A 12,757-nucleotide genomic window follows, 5' to 3' on the forward strand; every position below is an offset into this window, starting at 1 on the left:
GATCCCACGATGGCCGCGCTCACACCGACCGGGCCGGCACCCGCGATCGGCACCGAAACAGCGCGGGAGGAGGAGGTCACGGGGTGGTTGTGGTGCGCTCGTCGCCCGCAATGGGGCCGCGTACCGTGATCCTGTGGCTCGTACCTCTTCGAAGACATCTCCGGAAACGGCGGCGAAACCCGCCAAGGCCAAGACCGGTCGCCTGTCCGGCCGGTTCTGGAAGTTACTCGGCGCCAGCACCGACAAGGACCAGTCCCGCTCGATGGACCAGGTGCAGAAATCGGCCGACTTCACCTCGAAAGCCGCCGAGCTCGACGACGAGAAGCTGAGCAAGGCCGCCGAACTGCTGGAGCTCGACGATCTCGCCGATTCCGCAGACGTCCCGCAGTTCCTCGCCATCGCCCGCGAGGCCGCCGAACGGGCCACCGGGCTCACACCGTTCGACGTGCAGCTGCAGGGCGCGCTGCGCATGCTCGCCGGTGACGTCGTCGAGATGGCCACCGGTGAGGGCAAGACCCTGTCGGGCGCGATTGCGGCGGCGGGTTACGCCCTGGCCGGACGCAACGTGCACGTCATCACGATCAACGACTACCTGGCCCGTCGCGACGCGGAGTGGATGGGCCCGCTCATCGAGGCGATGGGCCTCACGGTCGGCTGGATCACCGCAGAGTCCACCCCCGAGGAACGCCGCAAGGCCTACATGTGCGACGTCACCTACGCGTCGGTCAACGAGATCGGATTCGACGTGCTGCGCGACCAGCTCGTCACCGATGTGAAGGACCTGGTCTCGCCGAACCCCGACGTGGCGCTGATCGACGAGGCGGACTCCGTGCTCGTCGACGAGGCCCTGGTCCCGCTGGTGCTGGCGGGCACCAGTCACCGCGAGACCCCGCGGCTGGAACTCATCCGCCTCGTCGGCGAGCTGGACGAGAACCGGGACTACGCGACCGACAACGACAGCCGCAACGTGCACCTCACCGAGGAGGGCGCACGCAAGGTGGAGGCAGCCCTCGGCGGCATCGACCTCTATTCCGAGGAGCACGTGGGCACGACGCTGACCGAGATCAACGTCGCGCTGCACGCGTATGTACTCCTGCAGCGCGATGTGCACTACATCGTGCGGGACGGCGCGGTGCACCTGATCAACGCCTCGCGCGGGCGCATCGCCACGCTGCAGCGCTGGCCCGACGGCCTGCAGGCCGCGGTCGAGGCGAAGGAGGGCATCGAGACCACCGAGACCGGCGAAGTCCTCGACACCATCACCGTGCAGGCGCTCATCAACCGCTATCCCCGGGTGTGCGGGATGACCGGCACGGCCCTGGCCGCGGGCGAACAGCTGCGCCAGTTCTACAAGCTGGGCGTCTCGCCGATTCCGTCGAACAAGCCCAACATCCGCGAGGACGAGACCGACCGCGTCTACGTGACGATCGCGGCCAAGAACGACGCCGTCCTCGAACACATCGCCGAGGTGCACAAGACCGGCCAGCCGGTGCTGGTGGGCACCCGCGACGTCGCCGAGTCCGAGGAGATCCACGAACGCCTGGTCAAGGCCGGCGTGCCGGCGGTGGTCCTCAACGCCAAGAACGACGCCGAGGAAGCCGCGGTGATCGCCGAGGCCGGCAAGCTCGGCGCGGTCACGGTGTCCACGCAGATGGCGGGCCGGGGCACCGACATCCGGCTGGGCGGATCCGAGGAGGAGAGCCACGACGAGGTCGCCGAGCTCGGTGGTCTGCACGTGATCGGCACCGGACGCCACAACACCGAACGCCTGGACAACCAGCTGCGCGGCCGCGCGGGACGCCAGGGCGACCCCGGCACTTCGGTCTTCTTCTCCAGCTGGGAGGACGACCTCGTGGTCAGCCACCTCGAGGACAGCAAGCTGCCGCTGGAGTGCGACGAGAACGGCAAGGTGCTCAGCCCGAAGGCGGCCACCCTGCTCGAACACGCCCAGCGCGTCGCCGAGGGCCGGCTGCTCGACGTCCACGCCAACACGTGGCGCTACAACCAGCTCATCGCCCAGCAGCGCGCGATCCTCGTCGAACGACGCGACAAGCTCTTGCGGACCACGACGGCCCGCGACGAATTGGCCGAGCTCTCTCCGCAGCGGTACGAGGAGGTCAGCGAACGACTGGGTGAGGACGCCGACGCGAAACTGGAGAAGATCTGCCGGCTGATCATGCTCTATCACCTGGACCGCGCGTGGGCCGATCACCTGGCGTTCCTGTCCGACATCCGCGAGAGCATCCACCTGCGCGCCCTCGGTCGCCAGAACCCGCTCGACGAGTTCCACCGCATGGCCGTCGACGCGTTCGGTTCGCTGGCCGCCGACGCCATCGAGGCCGCCCAGCAGACGTTCGACACCGCACCGTCGATCGAGGACGAGCCCGGTGTCGACCTGTCCAAGCTGGCCCGGCCGACGTCGACCTGGACGTACATGGTCCACGACAATCCGCTGGCCGACGACACGTTGTCGGCACTGAGCCTGCCCGGGGTCTTCCGCTAGGTTGAGCGCATGGCCCGCGGGTTGAATCCAGGGCAGGCGTCGGTGCCCCGTGACCGGGTGCTGACGGTGCCCAATGCCCTCTCGGTGATCCGCCTCGTGCTGGTCCCGGTGTTCCTCTACCTGCTGCTGGTGGCCGATGCGACCGGATGGGCCGTCGCGATCCTGATGTTCAGCGGCGCGTCCGACTGGGCCGACGGCAAGATCGCGCGCCTCTACGCCACCCAGTCGTCGCGGCTGGGGGAGCTGCTCGACCCCGCCGTGGACCGCATCTACATGGTCACGGTGCCCATCGCGATGGCCGCGGCCCACGTCATCCCGTGGTGGGTCGTGATCGCGCTGCTCGGACGCGACGCGGTGCTGGCGGCCACCCTGCCACTGCTGCGCAGCCGCGGCCTGTCCGCGCTGCCGGTCACCTACCTGGGCAAGGCCGCGACGTTCGCCCTGATGTCCGGGCTGCCGCTGGTGCTGCTCGGCCAGTTCGACGGGCAGTGGAGCAGGGTGGTGCTCGCGATCGGGTGGGGGTTCCTGATCTGGGGCACCGCACTGTATCTGTGGTCGGGAATCCTGTACCTGATCCAGGTGTCGATGGTGATGCGTGCCATGCCGAGACGCTGACATGAGCAGCCTGGGGGGGTACGACTCAGCCGCGGGGCGCAACGCGCACGAGGCGGATGCGCCGACGCGCATCCCCGTGCCCTCGCTGTTGCGCTCACTGCTGTCGGACCATCTCGACCCCGGGTATGCGGCTGCGGCACAGGCGAATCGGCCTCGAGGCAGGTCGTCGGCGATCCTCTGGCAGCTGCTCGCGGCCGTGGTGGTGGCATCGGTCTTCGCGCTGGCCTGGTCGCAGGCCAGGGACACCGCGCCGGGCGTGCGCGAATCCCAGCAGGTCCTGGTGGGCAGTGTCCGCTCGGCGCAGACCGCGACCGACGGGGCCGCCGAGCGTCGGGACAGCCTGCGCGCCGACGTCGACGCCGAACGGCGCAGCAGACTCGACGGGGACGCCGCGGGCCGCCAACTGCTGACCGACCTCGACGGCGCGGACTACGCGGCCGCGGCGACGCCGGTCATCGGGCCCGGGCTCACGATCACCGTGACCGACCCCGGGATGTCGCGCGACCTGACCGACGTGTCGAAAGAACGCGTCGAAGGCAGCCAGCAGGTCATCCTCGACCGCGACCTGCAACTGGTGGTGAACTCCCTGTGGGCCAGCGGCGCCGAAGCCATCTCGGTGGGCGGGGTGCGCATCGGCCCGAACGTGACCATCCGACAGGCCGGCGGCGGCATCCTGGTCGACAACCAGCCGATCACGAGTCCGTATGCCATCCTCGCCGTGGGCCCGCCGAACTCGCTGGGGGACGGCTTCACCCGCAGCGCGGGCCTGCAGCGCCTGCGGCTGCTGGAGACGTCCTACGGTGTCGGGGTCACCGTGGCCGCGGGTGACGGACTGGCGCTGCCCGCCGGTTCCGTCCGGGAAGTCAACTTCGCCAAGCAGATTGGGCCCAGGTGAACGAAATCCATCGGTTGATCGGCGGCCTCTGGTGATAGGGATCGTCGCCCTCGTCGTGGGCATCGTGGTCGGGGTGGTGTTCCACCCCAGCGTTCCGGAGTTCATCCAGCCCTACCTGCCGATCGCGGTGGTGGCGGCCCTCGACGCGGTGTTCGGCGGGCTACGCGCCTACCTGGAGCAGATCTTCGACTCCAAGGTGTTCGTGGTGTCGTTCGTCTTCAACGTGTTGGTGGCGGCGCTGATCGTCTACGTCGGCGACCAGCTGGGGGTCGGCACGCAGCTGTCCACGGCGATCATCGTCGTACTCGGCATCCGCATCTTCGGCAATGCCGCCGCGCTGCGGCGCAGGCTGTTCGGGGCCTGACGATGACCCCCGGGAAGAATGCGGAGGAGGACGGGCAGGCTCACCACGGCAGGCACGAGCTGCCGCCCGACGCCCCGTCTCCCCGGCGGAAACGATCCGTGTTCGGCGTCCTGGCGGTGTTGCTGTGCCTGCTGCTCGGGATCGCGATCGCCACCCAGGTGCGTCAGACCGATTCCGGGGACGCCCTGGACACGGCCCGCCCCGCCGATCTGCTGGTGCTGCTGGACTCGCTGCAGCAGCGCGAGGCCGCACTGAACACCGAAGTGGCCGATCTGCAACGCACCCTGACCCAGCTGGAGGCGTCCGGCAGCAGCGACCAGGCGGCGATCGAGAACGCGCGGGCCCGCCTGGCGGCGCTGTCGATCCTGATCGGCACCGTCGCGGCGACCGGCCCCGGGGTGACGCTGACCATCGCAGACCCGGCGAACGGGGTCGCGGCCGAGGCCATGCTCGACGTGATCAACGAGCTGCGCGCCGCGGGCGCCGAAGCGATGGAGATCAAGGGCCAGGACGGCGATCGACAGGTCTCGGTGCGGGTCGGGGTGGACACCTGGATCGCCGGTGGCCCCGGCGCGCTGATCGTCGACACCACGACCGTCGGCCCGGTGTATTCGGTTCTCGCGATTGGGGATCCGCCGACGCTGGCGGCGGCGATGAACATCCCGGGCGGTGCGATGGACAGCATCGAACGCGTCGGCGGCACGATGGTGATACAACAATCCGACCGGGTGGACGTCACCGCCTTGCGGCAACCGAGAGCGCGCCAATACGCTCAGCCCGTCAAATAACCTGCCCCGACCGCATCATCTAGGAGCACCGTGAGCGAGATCCCCGCCGACCTGTCCTTCACCGCCGAACACGAGTGGGTGCAGCGGACCGGCGACAACACGGTGCGGGTGGGCATCACCGACTATGCGCAGGCAGCGCTGGGCGACGTCGTGTTCGTCCAGCTCCCCGACGTCGACTCCGAGGTGGCCGCCGGGGAGTCCTTCGGTGAGGTCGAGTCGACCAAGTCCGTGTCCGACCTCTACGCCCCCGTCACCGCGAAAGTCGTTGCGGTGAACGGGGAATTGGAGAGCAACCCCCAGCTCGTCAACTCCGACCCGTACGGGGAGGGCTGGCTGGTCGAACTGCAGGCCGACGCGGACGCCCTGCAGGCGAGCCTGGCCGATCTGCTCGACGCGGAGGGCTACCGCGCCCACGTCGCGGACTGAGGTGTTGTTAGGGTCGTTCGGACAGACCGGGACGCACCGAGCGGATCCGGCAGTGGTGGACACAACGCGGTCGGATGCGCGGTACGGTCGACACCAGCGGCGCGACAGCTGGAGTCCGACCGCTTATCGCCATGGCAGCCAGTGAGGAGCAGCGGGTGACGGACAAGGACTTCAACTCTGGGGCCGACTCTGACGAAGTCACCGTGGAAACCACTTCGGTATTCCGCGCCGACTTCCTCAACGAGCTCGACGCTCCGCCCGCCGCAGGCGGCGACAGCGGGGTCTCGGGTGTGGAAGGACTTCCGGTCGGCTCGGCGCTGCTGGTGGTCAAGCGCGGCCCCAACGCCGGGTCGCGGTTCCTGCTGGACCAGCCGACCACGTCGGCAGGCCGCCATCCCGACAGCGACATCTTCCTCGACGACGTCACCGTCAGCCGCAGGCATGCCGAATTCCGCCTCGAGAGCGGCGAGTTCCAGGTCGTCGACGTCGGCAGCCTTAACGGCACCTACGTCAACCGCGAGCCGGTCGATTCGGCCGTGCTGGCCAACGGTGACGAGGTCCAGATCGGCAAGTTCCGCCTGGTGTTCCTGACCGGGCCGAAGGGCGACGACGGCGCCACCGGCTAGCCCGTACCCCGACCCTTCGAGCCCGCCCGGATGCACAGATGACGCAACCCGACACCCCCGCAGTAGCCGGGATGTCGATCGGGGTTGTCCTCGATCTGTTGCGGGGCGATTTTCCCGACGTCACGATCTCCAAGATCCGGTTCCTGGAGGCCGAGGGACTGGTCACGCCCGAACGGACCGCGTCCGGCTACCGGCGGTTCACGGCCTACGACTGTGCGCGGCTGCGCTTCATCCTGACCGCCCAGCGCGATCAGTATCTGCCGCTGAAGGTCATCAAGGCCCAGCTCGACGCGCAACCCGACGGCGAGTTGCCCCAGAACGTGCCGGCCTATCAGGCGCCGCGACTGGTGTCGGTGAGCGAGGAGGGCGCTGCTGCGCCCGCCGGCCCGACACAGGTGCGGCTGAGCCGTCAGGACCTGCTCGACCGCTCGGGGGTCGACGACGACCTGCTGACCTCCCTGGTGAAGGCGGGCGTCATCACCCCGATCTTCAAGGGGGCCGGCACGGCGTTCTTCGACGAGCATTCCGTCGTGATCGCCCAGTGCGCCCGGGCATTGGCCGACTACGGGGTCGAGCCGCGGCATCTGCGCGCGTTCCGTTCCGCGGCCGACCGCCAGTCCGACCTGATCGCACAGATCGCCGGGCCGGTGGGCAAGGGCGGAAAGGCCGGTGCGCGTGACCGAGCCGACGATCTGGCCCGCGAGGTCGCGGCGCTGGCCATCACGCTGCACACGTCGCTGATCAAGTCAGCCGTGCGCGACGTTCTGGATCGCTGAGGACTAGACTCGCAAAGACGGGATCGTCGGCGTGCGGAGGGTAGGCACACATGGGTGAGGTTCGTGTGATCGGCATTCGAGTTGAGCCGCCCCAGAACCAGCCTGTCCTGCTGCTGCGGGAGTCGAATGGCGATAGGTACCTGCCGATTTGGATCGGGCAGTCCGAGGCCGCGGCGATCGCACTGGAGCAGCAGGGAGTCGAGCCGCTGCGCCCGATGACCCACGACCTGTTCCGTGATGTCATTGCCGCACTCGGACATTCGCTCAAAGAGGTCCGCATCGTGGATCTGCAGGAGGGCACCTTCTACGCCGACCTCGTCTTCGACCGCGACATCAAGGTGTCGGCCCGGCCGTCGGACTCGGTGGCGATCGCGCTGCGCGTCGGGGTGCCCATCTACGTCGAGGAAGCGGTGCTGGCCGAAGCGGGCCTGCTGATCCCCGACGAGGGCGACGAGGAATCGACCGGCGGCGCCGTGCGTGAGGACGAGGTCGAGAAGTTCAAGGAGTTCCTCGACAGCGTGTCACCCGACGACTTCAAGGCGACCTGACGGGATTGTCACGGATCCGTCTCGTCGTGCTCGACACGCGGGTCGGGTTTTTTCAAACCTCGAATCGGGCAGCCATACTTGGTCCCGACGGGCAGTCACGGTACGCCCTCAAGCGTATGCTCGAACAAAGCTCGGGCAGGGTGGATGTGCGCCCACGCAGGTCAAGGACGCGGGTTCGATCGGCGAGAGGATTCGACAAGTGGGAGACACGCCACGCCAGGAGCAATTGGACCTAGGCACCGGCTCCTCGCAGGCGGACACTCTTCCCCGGGTGGCCAGTGAGCCTGTCCAGGCCGGTCTGTTCCCCGACGACTCCGTGCCCGACGAGCTCGTGGGCTACCGGGGTCCCAGTGCCTGCCAGATCGCCGGCATCACCTACCGCCAGCTCGACTACTGGGCGCGCACCTCCCTCGTCGTCCCGTCGATCCGGGGCGCGGCGGGGTCGGGCAGCCAGCGGCTGTACTCGTTCAAGGACATCCTGGTCCTCAAGATCGTCAAGCGCCTGCTCGACACCGGCATCTCGCTGCACAACATCCGGGTCGCCGTCGACCACCTGCGCCAGCGCGGCGTCCAGGACCTGGCCAACATCACGCTGTTCTCCGACGGCACCACGGTCTACGAGTGCACCTCGGCCGAGGAGGTCGTCGACCTGCTGCAGGGCGGCCAGGGTGTCTTCGGCATCGCGGTCTCCGGCGCCATGCGGGAATTGACCGGCGCGATCGCCGACTTCCCCGGCGAACGCGCCGACGGCGGCGAGTCGATCCCGGCTCCCGAAGACGAGCTGGCCTCGCGCCGCAAGACCCGGGACCGCAAGATCGGCTAGAGCTCTCCACGGAAGGGGTCGCCGAGGCGGCCCTTTTTTCGTGCCCGTCGGCAGCCCGACGGCGGCGCCCGACCCGGCCGAACGGTAGTATCGCTGGCGCATCGCCCTTGCGCGGGAGAGTTCTGTGGCCGCCAGCCACGGACGCCGAAGGAGCAACACCTCTCCGTCAACCTCTCAGGCACCCAGGACCGCACCAGGCCCCGATGCCTCTGGAAAGCGGTGCGCGCACCCGCCCATGGGGAAAGGCCGGCAGGCCGAATCTCTCAGGCAGCCCGACACGGGTCGACGACAGAGGGGGAGGAGCCGCTCGCCCGCGTCCCCCTGGAGAAGCCGCCCCGTGTCTGATCAGCCCCACTCTCCGTCCGTCCCGGCCTTCGTCGACCGGCACATCGGCCCCGACGCCGAGGCCGTCGAGACGCTGCTGCGCACGATCGGCGTCGAGTCCCTGGACGAACTGGCCGACAAGGCCGTGCCCTCGGTGATCCTCGACCGGCTCGGCGCCGACGGGATCGCTCCGGGACTCGAACACCTGCCACCGGCGGCCTCCGAACACGAGGCCCTCGCCGAACTGCGCGCGCTGGCCGACTCGAACACCGTCGCCGTGTCGATGATCGGCCAGGGGTACTTCGACACGCTGACCCCGCCCGTGCTCAAGCGCAACATCCTGGAGAACCCGGCCTGGTACACCGCGTACACCCCGTACCAGCCCGAGATCAGCCAGGGCCGCCTCGAAGCCCTCCTAAATTTCCAGACCATGGTGACCGACCTGACGGGGCTCGAGGTCGCCAACGCCTCCATGCTCGACGAGGGCACCGCTGCGGCCGAGGCGATGACCCTGATGCACCGCGCCGTGCGCGGACCGGCGAACCGGCTCGCGGTCGACGCCGACGTCTACGCCCAGACCGCGGCCATCCTCGCCACCCGCGCCGAGCCGCTGGGCATCGAGATCGTGACCGCGGACCTGCGCCAGGGCCTACCCGACGGCGACTTCTTCGGCGTGATCGTCCAGCTTCCCGGCGCGAGCGGAGGCGTCCACGACTGGAGCGGCCTCATCGCCGAGGCGCACGACCGCGGTGCGCTCGTCGCGGTCGGCGCCGATCTGCTGGCGCTGACGCTGATCGCCCCGCCCGGAGAGATGGGCGCCGACGTCGCGTTCGGCAGCACGCAGCGCTTCGGTGTGCCCATGGGGTTCGGCGGTCCGCACGCCGGCTACCTCGCCGTGCATTCCAAGCAGGCCCGTCAGCTGCCGGGCCGCCTGGTCGGGGTGTCGGTCGACGCCGACGGGTCGCCCGCCTACCGGCTCGCGCTGCAGACCCGCGAACAGCACATCCGCCGCGACAAGGCCACGAGCAACATCTGCACCGCGCAGGTTCTGCTGGCGGTCATGGCCGCGATGTATGCGAGCTACCACGGACCCGACGGCCTGGCCGGCATCGCCGCCCGGGTGCACGGGCACGCCAGGTCGCTGGCGGCGGGCCTCTCCGCGGCCGGGGTGGAGGTCGTCCACGAATCGTTCTTCGACACCGTGCAGGCCCGGGTGCCGGGGCGCGCCGAGGAGGTGCGGGGCGCGGCCAAGGAGCGTGGCATCAACGTGTGGGTGTCCGACGCCGACCACGTGTCCGTGGCGTGCGACGAGGCGACCACCGAGGCCCACATCGCCGACGTGCTCGCCGCGTTCTCGGCCTCTCCGGTTCCGGTCGGCCCGGCCGATTCTCCTGTCGCGACCCGGACCTCGCCGTTCTTGACCCATCCCGCGTTCGCGAAGTACCGCACCGAGACCGCGATGATGCGCTACCTGCGGTCGCTGGCCGACAAGGACATCGCACTGGACCGCAGCATGATCCCGCTGGGGTCGTGCACGATGAAGCTCAACGCCGCGGCCGAGATGGAACCGATCACGTGGTCGGAGTTCGGCCGCCAGCACCCGTTCGCGCCGGCGTCGGACACCCCGGGGCTGCGCAGGCTCATCGCCGACCTGCAGTCGTGGCTCACCGGAATCACCGGCTACGACGAGATCTCGCTGCAGCCCAACGCCGGCTCGCAGGGCGAGTACGCCGGCCTGCTGGCGATCCAGGCCTACCACAACGCCCGGGGCGACCGGGAGCGCACGGTGTGCCTGATCCCGTCCAGCGCACACGGCACCAACGCCGCGTCGGCGGCGATGGTCGGGATGAAGGTCGTCGTGGTGGCCTGCCGCGCCAACGGCGACGTCGACCTCGACGATCTGCGGGCCAAGGTCGCCCAGCACGCCGACCGCCTGTCGGCGCTGATGATCACCTACCCGTCCACCCACGGGGTCTACGAACACGACGTGGCCGACATCTGCGCGGCGGTCCACGACGCCGGCGGGCAGGTCTACGTCGACGGGGCGAACCTGAACGCGTTGGTCGGCCTCGCCCGGCCCGGCCGCTTCGGCGGCGACGTCAGCCACCTGAACCTGCACAAGACGTTCTGCATCCCGCACGGCGGCGGCGGCCCGGGTGTGGGCCCGGTCGCGGTGCGGTCGCACCTCGCCCCGTACCTGCCGGGGCACCCGCTCGCCGAGGAGCTGTCCGACACCCACACCGTGTCGGCGGCGCCGTACGGGTCGGCATCGATCCTGCCCATCACCTGGGCCTACATCCGGATGATGGGGGCGCGGGGCCTGCGGTCGGCCTCTCTGGTGGCGATCGCGTCGGCGAACTACATCGCCCGCCGTCTCGACGAGTACTACCCGGTGCTCTACACCGGTGAGAACGGCATGGTCGCCCACGAGTGCATCCTCGACCTGCGCGGCATCACCAAGGCCACCGGCGTGACGGTCGACGACGTCGCGAAGCGCTTGGCGGACTACGGCTTCCACGCCCCGACGATGAGCTTCCCGGTGGCGGGCACGCTGATGGTCGAACCGACCGAGAGCGAGTCGCTGGCCGAGGTCGACGCGTTCTGCGACGCGATGATCGCGATCCGCGCCGAGATCGACAAGGTGGGTTCGGGGGAGTGGCCGGCCGAGGACAACCCGCTGCGCGGTGCGCCGCACACCGCGGAGTCGCTACTGGTCGACGACTGGAGCCACCCTTACACCCGCGAGCAGGCGGCGTATCCGCTGGGCAAGGGCTTCCGCCCCAAGGTGTGGCCGCCGGTGCGGCGCATCGACGGCGCGTACGGCGACCGCAACCTGGTCTGCTCATGCCCGCCCGTGGAAGCCTTCGCCTGAGCGATAGGGTGACCGCATGACAGATGGGGAGAACCAGGCTCAGCCCAAGCTGTTCATCTTTCCGCACGCCGGCGGGACGCCGCAGTACTACGTGCCGTTCGCCAAGACGTTCACGACCGACATCAAGCGGACCGCGGTGCAGTATCCGAGACAGGGCGGCAAGCAGGATTTCGGATCGTTCACGAGCCTGCCTGCGGTCGCCGACGAGATCTGCACGATGGTCTCCCCGGACAAGGACCACGGCGGGCCGGTGGTGTTCTTCGGCCACAGCATGGGCGGGCTGCTCGCGTTCGAGGTCGCACGGCGCTTCGAGGCGGCCGGACGGCCCATCGCCGCGTTGTTCGTCTCGGCGGTGGCGGCCCCCGGCCTGGTGGGTTACGACGACATCCCGGACACCGACGAGGGCCTGCTCGCGGCGGTCAGCACGATCACCGGCGCGGATCCCGAGTTCATGAAGAACCCGGAGTTCGCGGCCGCGATCCTGCCGACCCTGCGCGGACTCAAGGCGATCGCCAATTACAGCTGCCCGCCCGAGGTGACCCTGTCGTGCCCCATCCACGCGTACTACGGGGACGACGACGAGATCGCCACGCAGGATCGCGTGCTGCCGTGGGCGCAGCGGACCACGGCGGGTTTCACCGTGCGTGATTTCAAGGGACACCACTTCTACCTCAATGACCACCTCGGGGAGCTCGTTCCCGATCTCGAGGAGAAAGTGTGGTCCCGCCTGCGCGGGTAGTCCGATTTCGTGTGGTCTTCGCCACACTCGCCGGTCGCTGAGATCCCCGCCGAGCACACGGTTCGCGCTCCGTCCGCTGCCGTACAGCGGCCGGGGAAGACGCCGCCGGACCTGCAACTTACCGGTGAGTCAGGTATTTAATTGACGCGCGCGTGCGATCTGGGCAAACCCCTTACGAGCGCGTCAAGACGAGGGGAGCACTGTGTTCGGTGGTCGCGACCGCGTACTCGCTCACCCGGCAGTCGCACCCCTGAGCAACCCGAAACCCATGGATTATGTGGGCTCTTTCATTAACTGGCAAAACCCTGTGGTCCGGATAAGGAACAAGTTGGGCACGCACGTGCGCACAGTTTCGGCGAAATTCGCCCTCAACTGCCAGCTTCCCTCTGGCAAGCAACTCGTGATGTAATCCTTCGTCGGATTAGACGACATTATTGACGGGTCGGTGCTAGCCTTCC

12 protein-coding genes and 1 riboswitch are annotated in these 12,757 nt (G+C 68.9%); all 12 genes read left to right on the forward strand.

What is annotated here, in order from left to right; translation table 11 throughout:
• Positions 1-133 precede the first annotated feature (133 nt).
• The 12 genes from secA2 (at position 134) to FHR72_RS21870 (ending at position 12,299) form a co-directional block, all read left to right on the forward strand.
• Complete coding sequence (gene secA2 / locus FHR72_RS21815; RefSeq protein WP_183472058.1) at positions 134-2,503, forward strand: accessory Sec system translocase SecA2; 2,370 nt, start codon at positions 134-136, stop codon at positions 2,501-2,503.
• A gap of 9 nt (positions 2,504-2,512) precedes the next feature.
• Positions 2,513-3,118, forward strand: a complete 606-nt coding sequence (locus FHR72_RS21820) for a CDP-alcohol phosphatidyltransferase family protein (protein WP_183472060.1) — start codon at positions 2,513-2,515, stop codon at positions 3,116-3,118.
• A 1-nt stretch (position 3,119) separates the two neighbouring features.
• On the forward strand, positions 3,120-4,013 hold the full coding sequence (locus FHR72_RS21825; RefSeq protein WP_183472062.1) for a DUF881 domain-containing protein: 894 nt from the start codon (positions 3,120-3,122) through the stop codon (positions 4,011-4,013).
• Positions 4,014-4,044: 31 nt separating this feature from the next.
• Positions 4,045-4,377 (forward strand): small basic family protein, encoded by a 333-nt coding sequence (locus tag FHR72_RS21830; RefSeq protein ID WP_183472064.1) that lies wholly within the window; start codon positions 4,045-4,047, stop codon positions 4,375-4,377.
• Positions 4,378-4,379: 2 nt separating this feature from the next.
• On the forward strand, positions 4,380-5,165 hold the full coding sequence (locus FHR72_RS21835) for a DUF881 domain-containing protein (RefSeq protein ID WP_183472066.1): 786 nt from the start codon (positions 4,380-4,382) through the stop codon (positions 5,163-5,165).
• Positions 5,166-5,195: 30 nt separating this feature from the next.
• Positions 5,196-5,591 (forward strand): glycine cleavage system protein GcvH, encoded by a 396-nt coding sequence (gene gcvH / locus FHR72_RS21840; RefSeq protein ID WP_183472068.1) that lies wholly within the window; start codon positions 5,196-5,198, stop codon positions 5,589-5,591.
• Between the two features lie 155 nt (positions 5,592-5,746).
• Positions 5,747-6,217, forward strand: a complete 471-nt coding sequence (garA, locus tag FHR72_RS21845) for a glycogen accumulation regulator GarA (protein ID WP_311736230.1) — start codon at positions 5,747-5,749, stop codon at positions 6,215-6,217.
• A gap of 38 nt (positions 6,218-6,255) precedes the next feature.
• Positions 6,256-6,993 (forward strand): transcriptional regulator FtsR, encoded by a 738-nt coding sequence (gene ftsR, locus FHR72_RS21850; protein ID WP_183472072.1) that lies wholly within the window; start codon positions 6,256-6,258, stop codon positions 6,991-6,993.
• Positions 6,994-7,043: 50 nt separating this feature from the next.
• A complete protein-coding gene (locus FHR72_RS21855) occupies positions 7,044-7,541 on the forward strand; it encodes a bifunctional nuclease family protein (protein WP_183472074.1) in 498 nt (165 codons plus the stop codon).
• Positions 7,542-7,740: 199 nt separating this feature from the next.
• Positions 7,741-8,364: a MerR family transcriptional regulator gene (locus tag FHR72_RS21860; protein WP_183472076.1), complete on the forward strand. Its 624-nt coding sequence runs from the start codon at positions 7,741-7,743 to the stop codon at positions 8,362-8,364.
• Between the two features lie 102 nt (positions 8,365-8,466).
• A riboswitch (glycine riboswitch) is annotated at positions 8,467-8,565 on the forward strand.
• A 136-nt stretch (positions 8,566-8,701) separates the two neighbouring features.
• Positions 8,702-11,560, forward strand: coding sequence for an aminomethyl-transferring glycine dehydrogenase (gene gcvP, locus FHR72_RS21865; protein WP_183472078.1), 2,859 nt, complete (start codon positions 8,702-8,704; stop codon positions 11,558-11,560).
• A 16-nt stretch (positions 11,561-11,576) separates the two neighbouring features.
• Positions 11,577-12,299 carry a thioesterase II family protein gene (locus FHR72_RS21870; protein ID WP_183472080.1) on the forward strand — a complete coding sequence of 241 codons (723 nt, stop codon included), beginning with the start codon at positions 11,577-11,579 and terminating at the stop codon, positions 12,297-12,299.
• The last annotated feature ends 458 nt before the right edge of the window (positions 12,300-12,757 follow it).

This window comes from Mycolicibacterium iranicum (assembly GCF_014190915.1).
Lineage (GTDB): Bacteria > Actinomycetota > Actinomycetes > Mycobacteriales > Mycobacteriaceae > Mycobacterium > Mycobacterium iranicum_B.